Source organism: Lelliottia sp. (genome assembly GCF_045627565.1).
Lineage (GTDB): Bacteria > Pseudomonadota > Gammaproteobacteria > Enterobacterales > Enterobacteriaceae > Enterobacter.
Window position 1 is genome coordinate 61,292 of the sequence record NZ_JAZQNX010000028.1, and the last position, 23,233, is coordinate 84,524.

Consider the following 23,233-nt stretch of genomic DNA (forward strand, 5'->3'; position numbering starts at 1 on the left):
ACGATTAATCTCTCAGCTGCACGTTGCCGTCTTTTACACGCACGTCGTAGTGTTTCACGGAGTGGCTTTCATCTTCCATACAGTGTCCGTCGCTTAAACGGAAACGCTGTTTTTTCAGTGGACTCGCCACCCACAGTTCGCCCTGATGCTCCGCGATCAAACCGCGCGACAGTACGCTTGCCTGAAAGAACGGGTCGATATTGCTGATCGCAAAGACCTGTTCGTCATGACGAGGGCGGAAAATGGCGACCTGTTCCGTCCCCAGCAGGGCGCAAACGCCGGTCGCTGGGATGATGTCGTTAACTTTGCAGATGTTTACCCACTGGCTCATACGTTTTCCTCCACCAGAGTCACCGGAATGCGCTCGTATGGCGTCGCCGGACGATGCTGCTCACGCTCAGGAACAATCTGTACGTTCGGATCGCGCTGGGCGCTGTTGATAAAGTGTTTGAAGCGCACCTGCGCCGCCGGGGAATTCACGGTCTCAGTCCACTCGCAAATCACGGCGTCGCGCAGACGGGCCATCTCGGCTTCCAGCGCATCGTTCAGACCCAGTTTGTCGTCAATAATGACCGATTTCAGGTACTCAATGCCGCCTTCCAGATTGTCCAGCCAGGACGCTGTGCGCGTCAGCTTATCGGCGGTGCGGATGTAGAACATCATGAAACGGTCGAGGTAGTTCAGCAGGGTTTCGCGATCCAGATCCGCTGCCAGCAGATCTGCGTGACGAGGTTTCATCCCGCCGTTGCCGCACACGTACAGGTTCCAGCCTTTTTCGGTGGCGATGATCCCCACGTCTTTGCCTTGGGCTTCCGCACATTCACGGGTACAGCCGGAGACGCCAAACTTCATTTTGTGCGGCGTACGGATGCCTTTGTAGCGGTTTTCCAGCTCAACGCCGAAGCCCACGCTGTCGCCAACACCGTAGCGGCACCAGGTGCTGCCCACGCAGGTTTTCGCCATACGTAACGCTTTGGCGTACGCGTGACCGGTTTCGAAGCCCGCTTCGATAAGCTGACGCCAGATTTCCGGCAGGTCATCTTTCTGCGCACCAAACAGGCCGATACGCTGGGAACCGGTGATTTTGGTGTACAGGTTGAATTCACGCGCCACGCGGCCAACAGCCACCAGCCCTTCCGGCGTAATTTCACCCCCGGCAGAACGTGGGATGACGGAGTAGGTGCCATCTTTCTGGATGTTGGCCAGGAAGTTGTCGTTGGTATCCTGCAGCGGAGTATGTTCTGGTTTCAGAACATACTCGTTCCAGCAAGATGCCAGCAGTGAACCGACGGTCGGTTTACACACTTCACAGCCATAACCCTGACCGTGTTTTTCCAGGAGTTCGTCAAAGGTCTTAATGCCTTCAACGCGGATGAGATGGTAAATCTCCTGACGTGAATACGAGAAGTGCTCACACAGGTTGTTGTTCACTTCGATGCCCTGTTTCGCCAGTTCGGCATTCAGCACCTGAGTGACCAGCGGGATACAACCGCCGCAGCCGGTACCGGCTTTGGTTTCGGCTTTCAGCGCCGCAACGGTGTGGCAGCCTTTGTTGATCGCGGAGATCAGCATGCCTTTGGTGACGTCGAAGCAGGAACAAATTTGTGCGCTGTCCGGCAGTTTATCCACGCCGATGGACGGTTTACCGTTGGACGCATGCGCAGGCAGAATCAGCGCATCCGGGTTTTCTGGCAGCTCGATGGCGTTCAGAACCAGTTGCAGCAGATTGCCGAAATCGGTGGTGTCGCCCACCAGCACCGCACCCAGCAGGGTTTTATTATCCGGGCTGACGATCAGACGTTTGTAAACTTCTTTGCTTTCGTCGAGATAAACGTAGCTGCGGGAGTTCGGGGTGCGGCCATGCGCGTCGCCGATACCGCCCACGTCCACGCCGAGCAGTTTCAGCTTGGCGCTCATGTCTGCGCCGACGAAGGCGTTTTCGTTACCCAGGATATGGTCAACGGCGACCTGCGCCATTTTGTAGCCAGGGGCGACCAGACCGTACACGCGGTTGTTCCAGCTTGCACATTCGCCGATCGCGTAGATATCTGGATCGGACGTCTGGCACGCATCGTTAATCATGATGCCGCCGCGCTGCGCCACGGCCAGACCGCACTGGGTCGCCATTTTATCGCGCGGGCGAATACCGGTAGAGAAGACGATAAAGTCCACTTCCAGCTCGCTGCCATCGGCAAAGCGCATGGTTTTGCGCGCTTCGGTGCCTTCCTGAACGATCTCTTTGGTGTTTTTGCTGGTGTGAACTTTCACACCCATGCTTTCGATTTTACGGCGAAGCTGGTCGCCACCCATGTGGTCGAGTTGTTCAGCCATCAGCATCGGGGCAAATTCGATGACGTGGGTTTCGACGCCTAAGTTTTTCAGTGCGCCTGCCGCTTCGAGGCCGAGCAGACCGCCGCCGACTACCGCACCACGTTTACTGCGACGCGCGCAGGATTCGATCGCTTTCAGGTCTTCGATGGTACGATATACGAAGCAATCCTGTGTTTCCGAACCTTTGATCGGCGGGATCCACGGGTATGAGCCAGTCGCCATAATCAGCTTGTCGTAAAAAACCGTGCGTCCGGCACTGGAGTGGATCACTTTTTCCTGACGGTTAATGGTGATGGCGCGTTCGCCGACCAACACGTTAACGCCATGCTTCTCGTAGAAACCTTCACGGACCAGAGAAAGTTCTTCAGCAGTGTGGTGGGAGAAGTAGGAGGACAGGTGCACACGATCGTACGCCTTACGGGGTTCTTCACAGAAGACGGTAATATCAAACTGGGTAGCGTCCGCTTTATCGAGAAGATCCTCAATAAAGCGATGGCCGACCATGCCGTTACCAATGATAGCGAGTCTGACTTTGCTCATTTTTGCCTCGATTTCTTTTCTATTACTGCCTACCTTAACGATTCAGCAAAGGCGCTTATTGATGCAAATCAAATACGCCTTCAACTACTCCTTAGTGAGTAGATCGCTGATTTGTCAGGATTTTTCTAAGTAGCGGAAATAACTCGCTTTTAATAAGCGCTGAATTTGTGTACAAAATTTGAGGTTAATCTGCAAAAGTTCGTACTCCCAAATTTCAGCAGTGTTTTTCAGGGGAAAGGTATGTCTACATCACCGCTTTGGCTGGTTCAGAACGTTCGGTTACCGCAGCAAGATGGGTTATGGCAAATCGCCATTGAGAATGGCCGTTTTGGCGAAATTACCCCGATGAGTGATGCGCCCGATGAGAGCCACGAAGTCCTCAACGCCCGGGGCGGCCTGGCAATTCCGCCGTTTATTGAACCGCATATTCATCTCGATACCACTCAGACGGCCGGTGAGCCGAACTGGAACCAGTCTGGAACCCTGTTCGAGGGCATCGAACGTTGGGCGGAACGTAAAGCGTTGCTCAGCCATGACGATGTTAAAGCGCGTGCGTGGCAGACGTTGAAATGGCAAATGGCCAACGGCATTCAGTTTGTTCGCACTCACGTTGACGTTTCTGACCCTACGCTGACGGCGCTAAAAGCGATGCTGGAAGTGAAGCAGGAAGTGGCGCCGTGGATCACGCTGCAAATCGTTGCTTTCCCGCAGGAGGGAATTCTTTCCTATCCCAACGGTGCGGCGCTGCTTGAAGAAGCATTACAGCTCGGCGCAGACGTGGTCGGCGCCATCCCGCATTTTGAATTCACCCGCGAATACGGCGTGCAATCCCTGCTCATCGCGTTTGAACTGGCGAAAAAATATGATCGCCCGCTGGATATTCACTGCGACGAAATTGACGATGAGCAGTCACGATTTGTCGAAACGGTCGCCACGCTGGCCTATGAGGCAGGAATTGGATCGCGCGTCACCGCCAGCCACACCACCGCGATGCACTCCTACAACGGGGCATACACCTCGCGGCTGTTCCGCTTGCTGAAACTATCCGGCATCAACTTTGTCGCTAACCCACTGGTTAACATTCATTTGCAGGGGCGTTTTGACGATTACCCGAAACGCCGTGGGATTACGCGGGTGAAAGAGTTACAGGAAGCGGGTATCAACGTCTGCTTCGGTCATGACGACGTTTTCGACCCGTGGTATCCGCTGGGGACGGGCAACATGCTGCAAGTGCTGCACATGGGGCTACACGTCTGTCAGATGATGGGTTACCAGCAGATCGACAGCGGACTGAATTTGATTACCCACAACAGCGCGCGCACGTTTGGGCTGACGGATTATGGTATCAAAACCGGCAACCCGGCGAATCTGATCATATTACCTGCGGAAAGTGGTTTTGACGCGGTGCGCTGCCAGGTGCCGGTGCGCTGGTCGATTCGTCAGGGGAGAGTGATTGCGACAACACAGCTGGCGCAAACCTGGATTCAGACGGATAGCGGGGGAGAAGAGGTGAGTTTTAGTAAAAAACAGCCCCTTCGCTAAGCGCAAAGGGGCGTAAGGGTTAGTGCGAAGCCGCTACCGTGTTGTGCTGACGGTGGCGGGTCACAAAGCCCAGAATCAGACACATGATAAACACCACCGCATACAGACCGTTAGCCGTTTGCAGCGCCGCCAGCGGGCCGCTGTGCGCCACAATCGGGCCAGTCACCACGAAGGTCAGCATGGTGCCGATGGTCCCGCAGGTCAGCACAAAGTTCACAAGCTTAGGTGAGGCCACTTTGGTTTGCAGAGAACCGAGGGTGATGATTGAGGTGTAAATCGCGCTGGAGAAGAAACCGAGCGTCAGAATAAACCACGCCATATGCTCCGGCGCACCGTTGATAAACAGATACATCAGCACGGTTGCCAGACCCGCCAGCACGGTCAAAATGCGCTGCAAATCGAAGAAGCGCAGAATGAAGCTAAACGCCCACATGCCGAACATGTATGACATCCAGAAATCGCTGACCAGTTTGCCCGCGTCGTTCAGGCTCATGCCCAGGCCTTTCGCGTATTCCGGAACCCAGGAGATAAAGCCCAGCTGACCGAGGATATAGCACAGCGCCGCAACGGACAGGAACAGCACGCCGATCCCCCATTTCTCTTTTGCGACAGGCTGCGCGCTTTGCTCCGCTTTTTTACCCAGGACCGGGAATTCACAGCCGAAGGTCAGCACAAAAATAGCCACGTAGACCAGCCCGATACAGGCGTATACCCAGTACCACTCGATGCTGCGCGCCAGCAGAACGGCGGCCACCATGGGGAAAATCATCCCCGCCATACTGAAGAAGGAGTCGGTGAACAGCAGGCGTGCGCCGCGCTGACGGCCTTCATACATGTGGGTAATCAGGAACGTACCGATGGACATGGTGATCCCGCTGACCAGGCCCAATACAAACATTGAGGCGGAGAACAGCGCGATACTGTGGCTGACCATCAGTCCCGCCACGGCAGCGACCATCAGGACAAAGCCGAAACGCAGCTGGGTTTTCAGCGGCACGATTTCCATCAGCCAGGCATTCAGGAAAATGGAGATCAGGATACCGGCGTTGAGGAAGGTAAAGGTGTTACTCATGCTGGAAACAGGAAGCTGGAAATAGTTGGCGATATCACCCATCACCATTCCGGTGACGATCACCAGTGCGCCGGTCAGGGCGTACGAGAAGAAGCTGATCCATGTGAGCTTAATGCGATTGCTGTTAGTCATGTCTGGCCTGTGAATTTACCCGGGTACTTCACGCTACAGAGGCGTTTTCCGCCTGCCTGCGACACGAATTAATGCGGGTAATGAAAAGTAAAACGCGTTGACCGCGCCGTGTGCGCAGGGATTTTAATCATTAAAGTGATCCATATAAATGTTTTGTGAAAATTAAAATCTTCATTGCAACTGTTAGTGTGATCTAAGTCACTTTGATGTAAGCCGGTTGCCACTCTTTTTACGGTTACAACTGTTTCAAATTCGTAAAATTAGGTAAAAGGCTGGCCTCCATCCATACTGCTCTTTAGAATCAAGCCACTTGCCTTTTTTACTGCGCTTTGTTAAGGAATTCTCATGCTCAAATCAACTCTGGCGGCTGTCGCGGCTGTGTTTGCCCTCTCTGCTGTTTCTCCTGCTGTTCTGGCAGCGAAAGGCGACCCCCATGTTTTGCTGACAACGTCTGCCGGGAATATTGAGCTGGAACTGAATAGCCAGAAAGCTCCTGTATCGGTAAAAAACTTCCTCGATTACGTGAACAATGGTTTCTATAACAACACCACGTTTCACCGTGTGATCCCGGGGTTCATGCTCCAGGGCGGCGGTTTTAACGAGCAGATGCAGCAAAAGCAGCCGAATGCGCCAATCAAAAACGAAGCCGACAACGGTCTGCGTAACACGCGTGGCACCATTTCGATGGCCCGTACTGCGGACAAAGACAGCGCCACCAGCCAGTTCTTCCTGAACGTTGCGGACAACGCTTTCCTCGATCACGGCCAGCGCGACTTCGGTTACGCGGTATTTGGTAAAGTGGTAAAAGGCATGGATGTGGCGGATAAAATCTCTCAGGTCCAGACGCACGACGTCGGTCCTTATCAGAATGTACCGACAAAACCGGTCGTTATTCTGTCCGCTAAAGTTCTGCCGTAACCCTTTTCTCTGCGGGCGGTTCTCGCCCGCATCACTTACGTCTCCCTGCGAAAGCGCGTTTTGCTGCTTATACTTGTGGCAAACGGACATATCAGGGAGGCGTTAAGTGAAAAAACTCACCGACAGGCAAAAATCCCGTCTCTGGGAACAGCAGCGCAACGTAAACTTTCAGGCCAGTCGGCGTCTGGAAGGTGTCGATAGCCCGCTCGTCACGCTAAATGCAGCAGACGCTCAAAGCCGTCTTGAGGAACTCAGGAGGCACTATGAGCGATAAAATCGGTGACGATCGCGATCCGTACCTCTATCCCGGCCTGAACGTGATGCGCAATAAGCTCAATATCCGTCAGGCGGACCGCCTTGCGCAGGCCTCATATGAACTCACGGCCTTACGCGCCGCAACCCTCCCGCTTGGACCGCCCGCCCGAGGTTTGCCGCACCTGTGCGCCATTCATCGCCATCTTTATCAGGATATTTTCGACTGGGCGGGGGATATCCGCGAAGTCGATATTTATCAGGGTGATACGCGATTCTGTCATTTCGCGTATATCGAAAAAGAAGGCAATGGTCTGATGCAGGATCTCGAGGAAGAGGGCTACCTTGTGGGACTCGAGAAAAGTGAGTTTATCGCCCGTCTCAGCCATTACTATTGCGAGATCAACGTCCTGCATCCGTTCCGGATTGGTAACGGGATCGCGCAACGCGTCTTTTTCGAGCAACTGGCCATCCACGCGGGGTATCAGCTGAGCTGGAAAGATATCGAACCCGATTTCTGGTCTGCAGCTAATCAGAGCGGGGCCATGGGTGATTTAACCGACCTGACAACCATCTTTGCCAAAGTAGTGAGCGAAGCGCGGGAAACTGAGTAGAATAGGGCGGCTAATTTTTGGAGCCGCCATGATTCTGCTGATTGATAATTACGATTCGTTTACCTGGAACCTGTACCAGTACTTTTGTGAACTGGGTGCTGAGGTGGTGGTCCGGCGTAATGATGAGGTGACGCTGGCAGATATCAACGCGCTGGCACCGCAGAAAATTGTCATTTCGCCAGGGCCTTGTACCCCCTCGGAATCGGGTATTTCGCTGGATGTTATCCGCGATTTTGCTGGCAAACTGCCAATTCTGGGCGTCTGCCTGGGACATCAGGCGATCGGCCAGGTCTTTGGCGCGACCATCGTTCGTGCCGCAAAAGTGATGCACGGCAAAACTTCTCCGGTGACGCATACCGGAACCGGCGTGTTTCGCGGTCTGAACAATCCCCTCACGGTGACGCGCTATCATTCGCTGGTCATTGACCCGCCCACGCTACCCGATTGCTTTGACGTGACCGCCTGGAGCGACACCCAGGAGATCATGGGCATTCGTCACCGCGAATGGGATCTCGAAGGCGTGCAGTTCCATCCGGAAAGCATCCTGAGCGAACAGGGCCATCAACTGCTGGCTAATTTCCTCCATCGTTGATTGCTTATTGCTTTGTTGTGATTTTTTATGCATATTTTGTGATTATATTTTCACTGTTAATGTGACATAAAATGGATGGGCATGACATGGCAACTGAACAATCTGCAATTACGCGCGCAACTTTCGATGAAGTTATCCTGCCGATTTATGCACCGGCTGAGTTTATCCCGGTAAAAGGGAAAGGCAGCCGCGTGTGGGATCAGCAGGGAAAAGAGTACGTTGATTTTGCGGGTGGTATTGCGGTGACGGCGCTGGGGCATTGCCATCCTGCTCTGGTCGAGGCGTTAAAAACGCAGGGCGAAACCCTGTGGCACACCAGCAACGTGTTTACCAATGAACCCGCGCTGCGTCTGGGGCGTAAAATTATCGACGCCACGTTTGCCGAGCGCGTTCTTTTCATGAACTCAGGTACCGAAGCTAACGAAACTGCGTTCAAGCTGGCGCGTTACTATGCGTCTACGCGTCATAGCCCGTACAAAACCAAAATTATTGCTTTCCATAACGCCTTCCATGGCCGCTCGCTGTTTACGGTTTCGGTCGGCGGACAGCCAAAGTATTCCGATGGATTTGGCCCAAAACCTGCCGACATCATCCATGTGCCGTTTAACGATCTCCACGCCGTAAAAGCGGTAATGGACGATCACACCTGCGCGATTGTGGTTGAGCCGATTCAGGGCGAAGGCGGTGTAATGGCCGCGACGCCAGAGTTCCTGAAAGGCCTGCGTGAACTGTGCGACGAACATCAGGCGCTGCTGGTGTTTGATGAAGTGCAGAGCGGTATGGGGCGTACCGGCTCCCTGTTTGCCTACATGCATTACGGCGTGACGCCGGACATTCTGACCAGCGCCAAAGCGCTCGGCGGCGGCTTCCCGGTCAGTGCCGTGCTGACGACGCAGGAGATCGCATCGGCATTCCATGTAGGATCTCACGGTTCGACTTACGGCGGGAATCCGCTGGCCTGCGCTATTGCTGGCGCGGCGTTTGATATTATCAACACGCCAGACGTGCTGAACGGCGTGAGCGCGAAACGCGAACAGTTTGTGAAACATCTTCAGCAGATCGATGCGCAGTACGATGTATTCAGTGATATTCGTGGAATGGGACTGCTGGTTGGCGCGGAACTGAAGCCACAATACCAAGGCCGCGCGCGAGATTTCCTCCATGCCGCTGCGCATGAAGGGGTGATGGTCCTGAATGCCGGACCGGACGTCATGCGCTTTGCGCCGTCGCTGGTGATTGAAGCACAGGATATTGACGACGGTATGGCGCGCTTTGCCGCAGCCGTTGGGAAAATCGTTAAGGGTTAATTGGATTCGCGCCGCAACAGGCGCGTTAACCAGATACCGTGATGCGGGCGTTGTCGCCATGCCACCGACGAAATGGTGTGCATGGTGCTCAGATGTCCGAGTATGCGCTGTATGTGTTGTTCCAGCGTGCTCATCGGACCATAGGTGAGCGTTTCTGGCCCTTCAAGAATATTAATATCCCCCGATTCCCCCGGCGCGTCATATTCCAGGCGCTGCTGACACCGCTGCAACGCAATTTCACACGACTGCAAATAGCGCTGCGCCAGATCTGGCGTCAGCATCGTATGCTCACGCGCCAGCGTGGTCATCGCGTTGATATGTTCGACGATGAACTGGCTGTGCGTCACCCAGAGTTTCATATCGGCCAGATAGTGCGAATTAAAGCCCGGCTCTTGCATGGCCTGGTTAAGCGAGTTAAACAGCGCGTTATGAGCCTGATTGACCTTCATGCGCTGGTACGCCAGCGGTGACGGCTGCGGGTCGGCGCTGAGGATCAGGCGAATAGCCTGCTGGTCGGCCTCGAGCGCATCGTGAGCATTCTGGCGCAACAGCCCGCTTTGCCACTGTGGCCACAGCCAGACCATGCCGCCAAACGCAATCAGACAGCCAATCAGCGTATCCACCAGTCGGGCAACAATAAACTGTTCGCCATTCAGAGTAAGCAGTTGCAGGGTATACACCGCGGTGACCGTGAAACCGACCATTGCCCAGCCATAGTTTTTACGGATAAACAGATAGCTGACCAGCGTGATAAGCAGCATACCCGCCAGGGTGTAACCGTCCGGAACGTGGAAGTGCAGCGTGACACCCGCAATCACCAGGCCGGCAATAGTCCCGCCCGCCCGGTGCAGGATCCGCACGCGCGTCGCGCCATAGCCGTTCTGCGTCACGAACAGCACAGTCATTAAAATCCAGTAGGGCTTGGGTAAATGCAGCGCCACGCCCATCAGGCTGGCGATACTCAGCATCACGCTAATGCGCGCCGCATTTCGCAGGGCAGAGGATTTAAAAGACAGATAGCTTTTCAGCGCTGGCAGTAGCGGCAGCCGTTTCTGCTTATCCGCCATCAGGTCACGGGGATAGAGCGGACGTTGGGTGCGCAGCACGCGTGCGATGCGGCTGAAATGCCATGCGCAGAACTGCCCGACCGGGTTATCCGGATGCTGACGGGCGATTTTCTCCAGCGCGCCCAATGGCTTATCCATGGTAAAGCGCGTGGGGTAGCGGTGATAAAGAATATCGTCAGCCAGCACGCGCAGACGCGCCGCGACCGTCTGGGCATTCCAGCGGATCACCGCTTCGGCATGGCTGCGCTCCACCAGTTTTTGCACTTCCTGTGGATGATGCAGGCTGACGGAGATATGTTCCTGGAGATCCAGCCCTACCTGAAACGTGCGCAGCAGCCGTTTGTATTCATGATTTTTATTGGCCGCCAGCATGTGCAGCTGCTGATAGCACTGGCTGATTAAATCGACCACTTTTTGCTGACGCGTCAGCAGCGGCGGCAGCGCCTTTTCCGGGTCGGTGTGCTGCGTCAGCAGGGTGTATTTTGCTTCGCAGTAATCAGCGAGCTGAACGTAGAGCAGGCTTAAGGATTCGCGCAAAGGCTGCTCGCGCCACATCCAAAACCAGAACCAGTTGAATAATCCGTACCACAGCGTGCCGAACGCGTAGATCAGCAACGGTTCCCAGACGGGCATATTCCCGGCGAGGCTGAGGGTGAAAATCGAGGCAATTAGCGAAGCGGGGAGCAATCGGGCATGCAGAGAACTGATTTCCGCCGTCACGCCGAGCGTGAGTGCCAGCACGGTTAAAATCAGCGGCAAGGGGATATCGCGCGCCAGCAAAAGCTGTACTGCCAGGCTACATCCGGCAAAAAGCGATCCGCCAATAATCAGGCGTTTGAAAAAGCGTTTATGCGGCGTATCGAGACCGGCAATGTTACAGCAGGCAGGGACGAGGGAAAAAAGCAGACCGTGTTGCAGATGACCCAGAATCAAACCGACGGCCACGGGGAGACATAACACCAGCGTTTGCCGAAGTGCGTAGTTAACTTCCGGGTGATAGATCAGCCTGCGCCACATAGATGCCAGAGACAAAAACGGCGTGACACCTTGCGGTGGCACGCCGTTCGACCGGAATTAACGCGTTCCGTAAACCACGATAGTTTTACCGTGGGCGGAGATCAGGTTCTGATCTTCCAGCATTTTCAGGATACGGCCAACGGTTTCACGGGAGCAACCGACGATCTGACCAATTTCCTGACGGGTAATTTTAATTTGCATGCCGTCAGGGTGAGTCATAGCGTCAGGCTGTTTCGCCAGGTTCAACAGCGTTTGCGCGATGCGACCGGTCACATCCAGGAAGGCGAGGTTACCCACTTTCTCGGAGGTGATTTGCAGGCGGCGAGCCATCTGCGAAGACAGGCGCAACAGAATATCCGGGTTAACCTGAATTAACTGACGGAATTTTTTGTAGGAGATCTCAGCCACTTCACAGGCCGATTTTGCACGTACCCAGGCGCTACGTTCCTGGCCTTCTTCAAACAGGCCCAGTTCGCCGATGAAATCGCCCTGGTTCAGATAAGAAAGGATCATCTCTTTTCCTTCTTCATCTTTAATAAGCACTGCCACCGAGCCTTTGACGATGTAATACAACGTTTCCGCTTTTTCACCCTGGTGAATCAGCGTGCTCTTCGATGGGTACTTATGAATATGGCAATGAGACAAGAACCATTCGAGAGTCGGGTCTGTTTGCGGTTTGCCAAGCACCATGCGCTGTTATCCTCTGTTATAAGCTGTCACCAGAGTCATAAATCGCATCCTGACTCTGGGGTTGCAATCGAATTCTTCCCCGTACCTGGGAATTAGGCTGTCATAAATGTTTGCAGCCTGTAATGTTTGATGTCCTTTGCATACATGTGTAACGTCAATGTATTACTGTACCATCCAGAGTGTTTTAGCATAGCTTTTGCCGCGTGTCTCCTGGTGTCTCGCTTCAGCATGACGCAGGTCGTCTTCCGTTGCGAGAATTGTAACGCGCGGGTAATCTGTCCGGAAAAATGCAACGTCGGAGTGAATAAAATGCAAGCGCGTGTGAAATGGGTTGAAGGTTTAACGTTCCTCGGCGAATCCGCTTCAGGACACCAGATTTTGATGGATGGCAACTCCGGCGATAAAGCGCCAAGTCCGATGGAAGTGGTGCTGATGGCGGCGGGTGGATGCAGTGCCATCGACGTGGTCTCGATTCTGCAAAAAGGGCGTCATGACGTCACCGATTGCGAAGTGAAGCTGACATCAGAGCGTCGCGAAGAAGCGCCGCGTCTGTTTACGCACATCAATCTGCACTTCATTGTGGCCGGCAAGGCGCTGAAAGATGCCGCAGTTTCCCGTGCGGTGGATCTTTCTGCGGAGAAGTACTGCTCGGTCGCGTTGATGCTGGAAAAAGCGGTGAAAATCACGCATTCGTATGAAGTGATTGAAGCGTAAGCGTTGACGAGATTTAGCCCTCTCCCATGGGGAGAGGGAATAGGATCATTCGATCTTTTTGCCTTCCATCAGCCGTTGCACCAGCGGCATCATGATCAGCTCCATCGCCAGTCCCATCTTCCCGCCCGGCACGACCAGCGTATTTATGTGCGAAATAAACGAGCCCTGCAGCATCGCCAGCAGCCACGGATAATCAATATCTTCCAGATTACGGAAGTGGATCACCACAAAGCTTTCGTCGAGCGACGGAATCGTTTTGGCGGCGAAGGGATTTGACGTATCCACTGTAGGCACGCGCTGAAAGTTAATGTGCGTGCGCGAAAACTGCGGCGTCAGGAAGTTAATGTAATCTTCCATCGAGCGTACCACTGAATCCATGACCGCCTCACGCGAGTGGCCGCGCTCGCTGGTGTCGCGGGTGAGTTTCTGGATCCACTCCAGGTTGACGATAGGCACTACGCCGACCAACAGATCGACATGCCGCGCCACATCCTGTTGCGGCGTCACCACGCCGCCATGCAATCCTTCGTAAAACAGCACATCGGTCGGTTCCGGAAGCGGCTGCCACGGCGTAAATGTGCCCGGCACCTGGTTCCACGGCACGGCTTCGTCATAGGTATGCAGATATTTACGCGATTGTCCTGTGCCGGTATGGCCGTACTCGGCAAAGGTTTGTTCCAGCAAACCGAAGTCGTTGGCGTCTGGCCCGAAGTAGCTGATGTGTTTACCGAGATCGCGCGCCTTGCGGATCGCCATGTCCATTTCGGGACGGGTATAGCGATGAAAACTGTCGCCTTCTACCTCGGCGGCGCGCAAGTTGAGCTGTGCGAAAATCTTACGAAACGCGAGGCTGGTGGTCGTGGTTCCCGCACCACTTGAACCCGTAACGGCAATAACCGGATGTCTGGCGGACATAGCAACTCCCTGACTGGAATGATGAAGCGATCAGCCGCGAAACTGATTGCGCGGCATGATGTTGACGGTTTCGTGCAGTTCAGACCACACCAGCAACACCTCGCCATTTTGTAGCTGCCGTTTCACATCGGCGACCTTTTGTTCAAGCGAGCGTTCATGTTCACCATAATCGGTGCCTTCGCGTAATACAAAGCTTTCAATCAGGCTGTCCAGCGTTTCGGGAGCCAGATCTTGCCAGGGAATCATCATCGTGTTTTTTCCAGCCAGGGGGTTAACCAGTCGGGGATACGCGTTTCCAGCCACATTTTCGGACGCCGTAACGTACCGCCGATAAAACCAACGTGGCCGCCATGTTCGGTCAACTGGTACTGCACGTTAGACGGCAAATATCCCGGTGCCGGAATCGAATGGTGATCCATAAAGGGATCGTCTTTCGCATGAATAATCAGCGTCGGCTTGGTTATCTGATTCAGCAACGGCATAGCGCTGCACTGACGATAATAGTCTAGTGCGTCAGCAAAACCGTGGATCTTCGAGGTGATCAGATCGTCAAACTCCCGCAGACGGCGCATGCGCTTGAGCTGTTGCAGGTTGATCGGCAACGTATCGGGATAGGCTTTCAATTTGCGTGCCGCGTTGGCTTTCAGCAAATTCAGCAGATAGCGCTGATACACGCGCGAAAAGCCCTTTTCCATATGATAGCTGCACTGCTCCAGCATAAACGGCGCGGAGACGATCACCGCCGCATCCAGCGGCACGGCGTCACTCTCTTTTGCCAGCAGACAGGCCAGCATATTGCCACCCAGCGAATAGCCTACCGCAGCGGTAGGGGCCGCGCCGTAAGTCTTCGCCAGCCAGTGTAAAAACCAGGTGCCGTCTTCGGTTTCGCCGGAATGATAAATCCGCTCGCGGCGGTTTGGCTCGCCGCTGCATCCGCGAAAATGCATCACCACACCGAGCCAGCCGCGCGCTTTTGCCGCGTGGATCAGGCCGTGTGCATACGGGCTATGCAGGCTGCCTTCCAGCCCGTGGAACACCACCAGCCGGGGTTTATGCCTGGCCTGGTCGGGATCTTCGCTCCACGCTAAATCGACAAAGTCGCCGTCCGGCAGGTCGAGGCGCTGCCAGTGTGGGTCAAATTGCAGTTTACGGCGCAGGAGCCGTGGCAGCATGGTTTGCAGATGCGGGTTAGCGACGCCCCGCATTGGCACGAATTCGGCGCTCTCTTCACACGCGATATCAAAGTCTGATGGAATAATTTGGGTCATAACGATGCGATGTTCACTCTTGTCAGCCTTTACTATACCTGCCGAAGCGGATCCTGTTTACGAAAATGAGGCGGTGTTGACCTCCGATTCAGCTAATTCCTGCCTGAGCTAGCGTTTTTTTCCGAAACATTATCTGATCTTGATCATATATATTCATTCTGATTATTACTCTCAGGCTAATGATTCACCTCTACGCTTAATTGATGCCTTTCTCACCAGAGCGCACACTTTACTCAGCGTTAAGCAAATCAAAATGATGTGCTGAATCAGGAGGTTAATAATGTTATCTGGGCAAACGCCACCCCGGGTCTGGAACACACGCCGCACAGAGAAAGCGCGCCGTCTGGCTTCCGTTCCGGTGCAGGGCAAAGTACTGCCAACCGACGATTTCGTCGCCATGCTGGAAAAACTGATCGCCCCAGGCGACAAAGTCGTGCTGGAAGGCAACAACCAGAAGCAGGCAGATTTTCTGTCCCGCTCACTTGCTGAAGTGAACCCGCAAATCGTCCATGACCTGCATATGATTATGCCGAGCGTCGGGCGCAGCGAGCATCTCGATATCTTTGAAAAGGGCATCGCCCACAAGCTTGATTTTTCCTTCTCCGGTACGCAAAGCCTGCGCATTTCGCAGCTGCTGGAAGACGGTCTTCTCGAAATCGGCGCGATTCACACCTACATCGAACTTTACTCACGCCTCTACGTCGATCTCTCGCCCAATGTGGCGCTGATTGCCGGCTTTAAAGCGGACCGCAAAGGCAATCTGTACACCGGCGCAAGCACCGAAGACACGCCCGCGCTGGTTGAAGCCGCCGCGTTCCATGACGGTATCGTCATTGCGCAGGTGAACGAGCTGGTCGACGACGAATGTGACCTGCCGCGTGTGGATATCCCTGGTTCCTGGATTGACTACGTGGTGGTGGCGGACAGACCGTTCTTTATCGAACCGCTGTTCACTCGCGACCCGCGCCTGATCAAGCAAGAACACATTCTGATGGCGATGATGGCGATTAAAGGCATCTACGCAGAACATCAGGTCCAGTCCCTGAACCACGGGATCGGGTTTAACACCGCCGCGATTGAACTCCTGCTGCCCACCTACGGCGAACAGCTCGGTCTGAAAGGCAAAATCTGTAAGCACTGGACACTGAACCCGCATCCGACGCTGATCCCGGCGATTGAGAGTGGCTGGGTCGAAAGCGTGCACTGCTTCGGCGGCGAGCTGGGCATGGAAGAGTACATCCGCGCGCGTCCGGACGTGTTCTTTACCGGGGCCGACGGCTCGATGCGTTCTAACCGCGCTTTCTGCCAGCTGGCAGGCCAATACGCGGTCGATATGTTTATCGGCTCCACGTTGCAGGTGGATGGCGATGCCAACTCCTCAACGGTGACGCGCGGTCGTCTCTCTGGCTTTGGCGGTGCGCCAAACATGGGCCACGATCCGCACGGTCGTCGCCACGCGACGCCCGCCTGGCTGAACATGAAAACCGAACCTGACCCAATGCAACGCGGTAAAAAGCTGGTGGTGCAGATGGTCGAAACATTCCAGGCGGGTGTAAAACCGACCTTCGTCGAAAAACTCGATGCCATCGAGGTGGCGAAATCCTCCGGAATGCCGCTTGCGCCGGTGATGATTTATGGCGATGACGTCACCCACGTCCTGACCGAAGAGGGGATCGCTTACCTGTATCGCGCCGAAAGTCTCGAAGAGCGTCGCGCAATGGTTGCAGCGGTCGCTGGGATCACTGATATCGGCCTGGGCGTTGACGCCAAACGCGTCGTGGCGCTGCGTCAAAGTGGCAAAGTGGTATACCCGGAAGACATGGGCATTCGCCGCACTGACGCCACGCGTTCCCTGCTGGCGGCCGGTAGCGTGTCGGATCTGGTCGAATGGTCCGGCGGTCTTTACAACCCACCTGCGAAATTCCGGAGCTGGTAATGAAACTTCTGCCCCAGATTCAGGTTGAAGGCGGTGCCGAATGGCTGGCGCGAACCGCCACGCAGTGTCTGATTGACGAAGCACGATTAAGCCCGAAACCCGGTCTGGTGGACAGTCGGGGGAACGGCGCGCACCACGATCTCACGCTCGCCCTGATGGAGCGCTCTGCGCAAAGTTTAACGCCGACGTTCCAGGCGCTGGCGCTGCAAAGCTGGCAGCGCCCGGCAGATATTTCGCTTCGACAAACTATAGGGCGGCTCGGACGCGAAGGCGAACAGCAGATGATGGCGGCGACAAACGGCGTCAACACCCATCGCGGGGCGATTTGGGCGCTGGGTTTGCTTGTCAGCGCGGTCGCCATGCTTGGCGGTGATGCCAGGCCGCAGACCGTCGCAGCAACCGCCGCTGAACTGGCGAAATTGCCTGATGACGCCGCACCGAAAGTCTTCAGCAAAGGGCTTCGCGCCACGCACCGTTACCGTGTTCCGGGCGCGCGTGAAGAGGCGCAGCAGGCGTTTCCGCACATTATTCAGCGGGCATTGCCGCAGCTTCGGCTCAGCCGACTCAACGGCAGCAGCGAAACGCACAGCCGGCTTGATGCGCTGATGGCGATCATGACCACCCTCACCGACACTTGCGTGTTGTCTCGTGCCGGAATGGAAGGGCTGGACGCCATGCAAGACGGTGCCCGTGCGGTGCTGAGCGCGGGCGGTACGGCGCAACCTGACGGACAGCGCGCGCTGGGCGCGTTAGATCGCCACATGCTGGCGCTCAACGCATCGCCTGGAGGCGCGGCCGATCTGCTTGCCGCCACGCTGTTTCTTGATCGCATAGAGTCGCCTTATTCACAGCATTAAGAGGATGTTATGGAAAAAATCACATTAACCGTGCCAGCCAGCCGCGTAGTGAGCGGCAGGGCGCTGGCAGGGGTTGTCGGCTCCGGTGACATGGAGGTGTTATTCACCGCCGACCAGAGCCAGACGTTAACCATCGAAATCACCACGTCTGTCGATAACAGCCGTAGCCGCTGGGAAGCGCTGTTCAACCGTCTGCAAACCGTGAGCAGCTTGCCTGCCGGGACGCTGACGATCCACGATTTTGGTGCCACACCTGGCGTGGCGCGCATCCGTATCGAACAGGTTTTTGAGGAGGTGAGCTATGCGTGACGATCGCAGTTTTATCGAATTAAAAGCGCGTCAGCGTGCGCATGCCCTGCTGGACGACGGCAGCTACCGCGAACTGCTGAATCCGTTTGAAGGCATCACCTCTCCGTGGCTGGCCGCGCAGGGCATCGTCCCGCAGGCGGATGACGGCATGGTGGTGGCGAAAGGCACTATCAATGGCAAACCGGCAGTGGTTGTGGCGATTGAGGGCGCGTTCCAGGGCGGCAGCATGGGCGAAGTGTCCGGTGCCAAAATGGCGGCGGCGCTGGAGTTGGCGGCGGAAGATAACCGTAACGGCATTCCGACGCAGGCGGTATTAAGCCTCGAAACCGGTGGCGTGCGTTTGCAGGAAGCCAATCTCGGTCTGGCGGCGATTGCTGATATCCACGCGGCTATCGTCGATCTGCGTCGCTACACGCCAGTTGTGGGCATTGTCGCCGGGACCGTCGGCTGCTTCGGCGGGATGTCTATCGCGGCGGCGCTGTGCAGTTATCTGATCGTGACCCGTGAAGCGCGTCTCGGCCTGAATGGCCCGCAGGTTATCGAGCAGGAAGCGGGGATTGAAGAGTACGACTCTCGCGATCGTCCGTTTATCTGGAGCATGACCGGCGGCGAAATTCGCTACCAGAGTGGTCTGGTGGATGCGCTGGTGGGCGACGGCGTGAACGCGGTGAAACAGGCGATGAACGACGCGATTGCGAAAGGCGTTCCGGCGAAACATCGCACCGATAACTACGACGACTATCTGGCGCGTCTGTCGAATTTTGACACCCGCAAACAGGCGGATACCGAACAGATCACCGCGCTTTTTGCCCGGGAGGTGAAATGATGACTAACTCAATAAGCCGTGGCGAATTATGGCTGCAAACGCTGGCCCCTGAGGCAAAACGTCTTGAAGGCCTGTGCCCGTCCGTGCAGGCGGCAGACGGTGAAATCAACGGCGAAGCGGTACGTTTTATTGCCGTAGTACCGGATGCCAATAACCATTTCCCGCGCGCTGCGCTGGGCGAAGTGGGTCTGCTGGAAGGCTGGACGCTGGCGAAAGTGGTGAGTGAAACCGTGGCCGCCGATGCGGATAACGCCGTGAAGCGCCCGATTGTGGCGGTGATTGATGTGCCAAGCCAGGCGTATGGCCGTCGTGAAGAGGCGTTTGGGATCCACCAGGCGCTGGCCGGTGCGGCTGCGGCGTATGCCAACGCGCGTCTGGCCGGTCATCCGGTGATTGGGCTGATCGTCGGCAAAGCGATGTCGGGTGCGTTTCTGGCGCACGGCTATCAGGCTAACCGTCTGATTGCCTTCAACGACAAAGGCGTGCTGATTCATGCGATGGGCAAAGAGTCCGCCGCGCGCATCACCCTGCGTACCGTCGAGGCGCTGGAAAAACTGGCGGCCACTATTCCGCCAATGGCGTACGACATCAGTAATTACGCCACGCTGGGGCTGCTCGAAAACTTGCTGGATATCAGCAACCCCGATGCGCCATCGGAAAACGATGTGGCACAGGTGACATCTACCCTGCAACAGGCCATCAACGACGCACGTCAGGACACCACGCTAAAAAGCCGTTTGGGTGCTGACAATCGCCGCAGCTCTGCGCTTGTTCGTGAACGCATGCGAGCAAGCTGGTAAGTAGAAAAAAGAGACCTGCCAGAGGCATTTCCCCGCGGGCGTAGCGATTGCGCCCGTGCGGGAGCGTGCATTCTGAAAATAATAATCATCGCGCCAGTGCTAAAACTTTTTTACTACAGGTGATTTATGACTTACGTAATTGTTCATGCTCTTGCACCGATTTTCGTCATCATGCTGCTGGGATTCTGGGCCGGTAAGGCAAAGATGGTTGATAACAAAAATGTTTCCCTGCTCAATATTTTCGTCATGGATTTTGCTCTGCCCGCCGCGCTGTTCAGTGCGACGGTACAAACGCCGTGGACCGGTATTGTGGCGCAGTCGCCGCTGATTCTGGTGCTGACGCTGGCGATGTGGGTGACCTACGCGGCCATCTATTTCCTCGCCACCAAAGTCTTTAAAAAATCCCCGCAGGATGCCGCGGTGCTGACGCTGACCGTTGCGTTGCCAAATTACGCCGCGCTGGGCCTGCCGATTCTGGGCAGCGTGCTGGGCGAAGGGTCTGCAACATCGCTCTCTGTGGCGGTCTCCATCGCCTGCGGCTCCGTGCTGATGACCCCGTTCTGCCTGCTGATTCTGGAGCGTGAAAAAGCGCGTGCCGAAGGTGCAAATACCGGCTCAACGCTGTCGATGCTGCCCGTGCTGATGTGGCGTTCAATCAAAAAACCGATTGTGATGGGGCCGCTGCTGGGTGTGATTCTGTCTGCGATTGGCATCAAAATGCCGGAGCTGGTGCTGGCCGCGATTAAACCGCTGGGCCTGGCGGCAACGGCTGCCGCGCTGTTCCTGACGGGCGTTATCTTGTCTGCCCGTAAGCTGCAGATCAACACCATGGTGATTAGCGCCACTATCACCAAGCTGCTGATTCAGCCTGCAATTGCCTGGGGTATCGTGCTGATTTTCGGTCTGCATGGTTCCGTGGCTATTACTGCGATTCTGATGATTGCCCTGTCCGCCGGTTTCTTTGGCGTGGTCTTCGGCAACCGCTTTGGCGTGCAGTCCCCTGATGCAGAAGCGGTGCTGCTGTTAAGCTCGGTCCTGTGTATCCTGTCGCTGCCGCTGTTTATCTCGCTGACTTCAGGAATGTAATCATGACCGCAACATTACGCCCGCACGATCTTATCTGGCTTACCGCGCGTGACGCGCTGGAAGGTATCACCGAATCCTGGGTGGATAGCGTGTGGCATACCGGTTTGCCTGTGGTGGTGCGGCGTGATGTTGATGATGCAGGACGAATTCCCGTCGGCGTGCGTGGACTGAAGCGCGACCAGCGCGCGGCGGGATGGGTGAATGCTGCGTGCGTGACGCGCGTGGTATCTCCGGAAGAACTCAGCGTTCAGGGCGATTTGCTGCGCTCACCTTTTATTACTCAGCCGCCGGTTCAGGTGGCGCTTCAACTGGCTCAGCAGGCGTGGCCGTGGACGTGGGGCATTACCGGAAGTACGGGTTATGCGCTGGCGACCGGCATTCCGGTTATCCACGCCGACAGCGATCTCGATCTGCTGATCCGTGCGCCGCAGCCCTTGTCAGCGGCGGCTTTCGAACGCTGGCAGTCTCAGCTCAGCAGCGCCCTTTGTCGCGCCGATACGCAGGTAGAAACGCCGCTTGGCGGCTTTGCGCTGAACGAATGGCTGCGCGACGGTAAAGCGCTGCTGAAAACACGCCGTGGGCCGCGTCTGATTATCGACCCATGGCACAGGGAGGAATGATGAAAATTCTGTTTACCTTTCCGGGGCAGGGGGCGCAGCATCCGGGCATGTTGCAGAACCTGCCGGGAACGGAGATGGCGCAGGCGCGAGAGGTGCTGGGTGCAGAAGTCGATTCACTGGATTCACCCGACACCTTGCAGCATACCCGTGCGGTTCAGCTCGCGCTGCTTATCGCCGGTGTGGCGTGGGCGCGTGAAGTACAGCGTCGTGGTGTTTCACCCGATATCGTCAGCGGTTTGTCCATCGGCGCGTACCCGGCGGCGGTGATTGCCGGCGCGCTGGCGTTTAGCGATGCGCTCAAACTGGTGGCATTGCGCGGCGATCTGATGGAACAGGCGTATCCGCACGGCTATGGCCTGACGGCGATTATGGGGCTGACGCTACCGCAAGTTGAAAATCTTATTGAGGGGAGCGGAACCTATATCGCTAACCTGAATGCTGAAACGCAGATTGTGATTGCGGGTTCTGATGACGATATGGCGCAGGTGGCCAAACGCGCGCTGGAGAGAGGGGCGAGCAAAGCGCACCGACTCGCCGTGAGTGTGCCGTCACATTGCGAACTGCTGGATAACCCTGCGCAAAAGCTGGTGGAGGCGTTTAGTCATGTCACGCTTTCTCGTCCGTGCTGCGCCTATCTCAGCGGCAGTACCGGACGCGTGCTGTGGACGCCGGAAAAGATTGCCGACGATCTCGCGATGAACATGGCGCGGACGGTGCGCTGGCAGGAGGCGGTGATTTCCGCCAACGAACGCGAGGCACGACTGGCAATTGAGATGCCGCCCGGCGGCGTATTGACCTGTCTGACGCGCCAGGCCGCGTGGGAAGGGGAGTCGATTTCGCTGGAACGCAGCGGCATCGATGTGGCGGTGCATCTGGCGCAACGCCTTAGCGTGTAGCGTTTTGCTCCCGGCTGCGGGCGTACATTCGGCCTTCCGCGGCCAGCGCGCGCAGGCTCGGGTCTTGCTCGCGGTTGCGCGCGAAGACAATGGCGATCAATTGCTGCATTTGATACGGCTGCGCCAGCTTGAGCAGTTGCACGGAATTTTCGTACACCTTTTTCATTCTGCCCGGCATCAGCGTAAAGCCAACACCCGCCTGTACCAGACTTAACATCGAGAAAATGTCGTTAACCCGCGTCACGATCTCCGGCTCAAAACCGGCGATGTGGAACGCCTCCTGAAAGCCTGCATACGTCGCAAAGCCTTCCGCCAGCGAGACAAACTTCTGATCTTTATAGTCGCGCAAGTCGGCCAGACCGTTGCCGATCAGTTTTGCTGTCGCGGGTGCGGCAAGGAAAATATCGTCGTGGAACAGGGGCAAGACTTCGAGGCTGTTGCGGTCGATATCGCTTTCGGAGAGGGAGATCAGAATCGCGTCCAGCGAGCCTTCATCCAGCAGATGCAGCAGCATTTCGTTAGAGCCCATCGTCAGGTCCATTTCCAGATCCGGACGGCGCAGCTTCATGCCCATAATCAGGCGCGGCACGGTTTCCATTGTCAGCGAATAGAGCGTGCCAACGCGCAAACGGCCCTGGCCGATACCGGCGATTTTACGCGCTTCGTCCAGCCCGCGATCCATTACCTGCATCACTTCCTGGCAATACTCCAGCAGCGTCCATGCGGAGGGCAGCGCAATCAGATTGCGCCCTTTATGCGTGAACAGCGGGCAGCGCACGTTCTCTTCCAGCGTGTGCAGCGCACGATGAACGCTGACCCCGCTGAGACCGAGCGTTTCTGCGGTGCGCGCGATGTTGCCCTTTTCCATAAAGGTCATGAATATGCTGAGCTTGCGAAAAGTGATTTCGCTGGTGATGTCGATACTCATAACC

Annotated in this window: 24 protein-coding genes; 15 read left to right on the forward strand and 9 right to left on the reverse strand. The window is 56.0% G+C overall.

Features of this window, described 5'->3' with window-relative positions; translation table 11 throughout:
* Positions 1-4: 4 nt before the first annotated feature.
* Together nirD and nirB are read right to left on the reverse strand one after the other, a co-directional pair.
* Entirely contained in the window at positions 5-331 is a 327-nt protein-coding gene (gene nirD, locus ACKI5T_RS15660) for a nitrite reductase small subunit NirD (RefSeq protein ID WP_407438622.1), read from the reverse strand.
* Positions 328-2,871 carry a nitrite reductase large subunit NirB gene (gene nirB, locus ACKI5T_RS15665; RefSeq protein WP_015960754.1) on the reverse strand — a complete coding sequence of 848 codons (2,544 nt, stop codon included), beginning with the start codon at positions 2,869-2,871 and terminating at the stop codon, positions 328-330. Before nirB ends, nirD begins: the two co-directional genes overlap by 4 nt.
* A 240-nt stretch (positions 2,872-3,111) precedes the next feature.
* Between nirB and ACKI5T_RS15670 the strand changes: the two genes are divergently transcribed.
* Positions 3,112-4,413: a cytosine deaminase gene (locus ACKI5T_RS15670; RefSeq protein WP_407438624.1), complete on the forward strand. Its 1,302-nt coding sequence runs from the start codon at positions 3,112-3,114 to the stop codon at positions 4,411-4,413.
* 19 nt (positions 4,414-4,432) lie between these two features.
* Here the strand turns inward: ACKI5T_RS15670 and tsgA are convergent, their stop codons facing one another.
* Entirely contained in the window at positions 4,433-5,617 is a 1,185-nt protein-coding gene (tsgA, locus tag ACKI5T_RS15675; protein WP_407438625.1) for an MFS transporter TsgA, read from the reverse strand.
* Positions 5,618-5,962: 345 nt separating this feature from the next.
* Between tsgA and ppiA the strand changes: the two genes are divergently transcribed.
* From ppiA to ACKI5T_RS15700, 5 genes are all read left to right on the forward strand, one after another.
* Positions 5,963-6,535, forward strand: a complete 573-nt coding sequence (gene ppiA, locus ACKI5T_RS15680; RefSeq protein WP_015960751.1) for a peptidylprolyl isomerase A — start codon at positions 5,963-5,965, stop codon at positions 6,533-6,535.
* Positions 6,536-6,641: 106 nt separating this feature from the next.
* Complete coding sequence (locus ACKI5T_RS15685; protein ID WP_407438627.1) at positions 6,642-6,809, forward strand: YhfG family protein; 168 nt, start codon at positions 6,642-6,644, stop codon at positions 6,807-6,809.
* On the forward strand, positions 6,799-7,401 hold the full coding sequence (locus tag ACKI5T_RS15690) for a putative adenosine monophosphate-protein transferase Fic (protein ID WP_407438628.1): 603 nt from the start codon (positions 6,799-6,801) through the stop codon (positions 7,399-7,401). The genes ACKI5T_RS15685 and ACKI5T_RS15690 overlap by 11 nt, the downstream gene beginning before the upstream one ends.
* Before the next feature lie 28 nt (positions 7,402-7,429).
* Positions 7,430-7,993 (forward strand): aminodeoxychorismate synthase component 2, encoded by a 564-nt coding sequence (gene pabA / locus ACKI5T_RS15695; protein ID WP_407438629.1) that lies wholly within the window; start codon positions 7,430-7,432, stop codon positions 7,991-7,993.
* 86 nt (positions 7,994-8,079) lie between these two features.
* Entirely contained in the window at positions 8,080-9,300 is a 1,221-nt protein-coding gene (locus tag ACKI5T_RS15700) for an aspartate aminotransferase family protein (protein WP_407438631.1), read from the forward strand.
* Here ACKI5T_RS15700 and ACKI5T_RS15705 read toward each other — a convergent pair.
* Both ACKI5T_RS15705 and crp read right to left on the reverse strand, forming a co-directional pair.
* Entirely contained in the window at positions 9,297-11,384 is a 2,088-nt protein-coding gene (locus ACKI5T_RS15705) for a YccS/YhfK family putative transporter (protein WP_407438660.1), read from the reverse strand. The two genes, ACKI5T_RS15700 and ACKI5T_RS15705, sit on opposite strands and share 4 nt — an antisense overlap.
* 57 nt (positions 11,385-11,441) lie before the next feature.
* A complete protein-coding gene (gene crp, locus ACKI5T_RS15710; protein WP_015960746.1) occupies positions 11,442-12,074 on the reverse strand; it encodes a cAMP-activated global transcriptional regulator CRP in 633 nt (210 codons plus the stop codon).
* A 309-nt stretch (positions 12,075-12,383) separates the two neighbouring features.
* On the opposite strand from crp, the gene ACKI5T_RS15715 reads away from it, so the two are divergent.
* The gene (locus ACKI5T_RS15715) at positions 12,384-12,788 is read left to right on the forward strand and encodes an OsmC family protein (RefSeq protein WP_407438632.1); all 405 of its coding nucleotides are present in this window, start codon (positions 12,384-12,386) and stop codon (positions 12,786-12,788) included.
* Positions 12,789-12,833: 45 nt separating this feature from the next.
* Here the strand turns inward: ACKI5T_RS15715 and ACKI5T_RS15720 are convergent, their stop codons facing one another.
* The 3 genes from ACKI5T_RS15720 to ACKI5T_RS15730 are packed head-to-tail and all read right to left on the reverse strand — an operon-like array spanning position 12,834 to position 14,971.
* Complete coding sequence (locus tag ACKI5T_RS15720) at positions 12,834-13,703, reverse strand: phosphoribulokinase (RefSeq protein ID WP_235134186.1); 870 nt, start codon at positions 13,701-13,703, stop codon at positions 12,834-12,836.
* A 30-nt stretch (positions 13,704-13,733) separates the two neighbouring features.
* Positions 13,734-13,952 (reverse strand): YheU family protein, encoded by a 219-nt coding sequence (locus ACKI5T_RS15725; RefSeq protein WP_059180263.1) that lies wholly within the window; start codon positions 13,950-13,952, stop codon positions 13,734-13,736.
* Complete coding sequence (locus ACKI5T_RS15730) at positions 13,949-14,971, reverse strand: hydrolase (RefSeq protein WP_235134185.1); 1,023 nt, start codon at positions 14,969-14,971, stop codon at positions 13,949-13,951. The genes ACKI5T_RS15725 and ACKI5T_RS15730 overlap by 4 nt, the downstream gene beginning before the upstream one ends.
* 280 nt (positions 14,972-15,251) lie before the next feature.
* On the opposite strand from ACKI5T_RS15730, the gene mdcA reads away from it, so the two are divergent.
* From mdcA to mdcH, 8 genes are all read left to right on the forward strand, one after another.
* Entirely contained in the window at positions 15,252-16,907 is a 1,656-nt protein-coding gene (mdcA, locus tag ACKI5T_RS15735) for a malonate decarboxylase subunit alpha (protein ID WP_407438635.1), read from the forward strand.
* Complete coding sequence (locus ACKI5T_RS15740) at positions 16,907-17,764, forward strand: triphosphoribosyl-dephospho-CoA synthase (protein ID WP_407438637.1); 858 nt, start codon at positions 16,907-16,909, stop codon at positions 17,762-17,764. Before mdcA ends, ACKI5T_RS15740 begins: the two co-directional genes overlap by 1 nt.
* A 9-nt stretch (positions 17,765-17,773) precedes the next feature.
* Positions 17,774-18,073 (forward strand): malonate decarboxylase acyl carrier protein, encoded by a 300-nt coding sequence (mdcC, locus tag ACKI5T_RS15745; RefSeq protein ID WP_059180259.1) that lies wholly within the window; start codon positions 17,774-17,776, stop codon positions 18,071-18,073.
* The gene (locus tag ACKI5T_RS15750) at positions 18,066-18,899 is read left to right on the forward strand and encodes a biotin-independent malonate decarboxylase subunit beta (protein ID WP_407438639.1); all 834 of its coding nucleotides are present in this window, start codon (positions 18,066-18,068) and stop codon (positions 18,897-18,899) included. The genes mdcC and ACKI5T_RS15750 overlap by 8 nt, the downstream gene beginning before the upstream one ends.
* Positions 18,899-19,699: a biotin-independent malonate decarboxylase subunit gamma gene (gene mdcE, locus ACKI5T_RS15755; protein ID WP_407438662.1), complete on the forward strand. Its 801-nt coding sequence runs from the start codon at positions 18,899-18,901 to the stop codon at positions 19,697-19,699. The genes ACKI5T_RS15750 and mdcE overlap by 1 nt, the downstream gene beginning before the upstream one ends.
* Before the next feature lie 126 nt (positions 19,700-19,825).
* The gene (locus ACKI5T_RS15760; protein WP_407438640.1) at positions 19,826-20,785 is read left to right on the forward strand and encodes an AEC family transporter; all 960 of its coding nucleotides are present in this window, start codon (positions 19,826-19,828) and stop codon (positions 20,783-20,785) included.
* A gap of 2 nt (positions 20,786-20,787) precedes the next feature.
* Positions 20,788-21,405, forward strand: coding sequence for a malonate decarboxylase holo-ACP synthase (locus tag ACKI5T_RS15765; protein ID WP_407438642.1), 618 nt, complete (start codon positions 20,788-20,790; stop codon positions 21,403-21,405).
* Positions 21,405-22,301, forward strand: coding sequence for a malonate decarboxylase subunit epsilon (gene mdcH, locus ACKI5T_RS15770; protein ID WP_407438663.1), 897 nt, complete (start codon positions 21,405-21,407; stop codon positions 22,299-22,301). The genes ACKI5T_RS15765 and mdcH overlap by 1 nt, the downstream gene beginning before the upstream one ends.
* On the opposite strand, the gene ACKI5T_RS15775 is transcribed toward mdcH, so the two are convergent.
* Positions 22,291-23,229, reverse strand: coding sequence for a LysR family transcriptional regulator (locus tag ACKI5T_RS15775; RefSeq protein ID WP_407438644.1), 939 nt, complete (start codon positions 23,227-23,229; stop codon positions 22,291-22,293). The genes mdcH and ACKI5T_RS15775 overlap by 11 nt on opposite strands.
* Between the last annotated feature and the right edge of the window lie 4 nt (positions 23,230-23,233).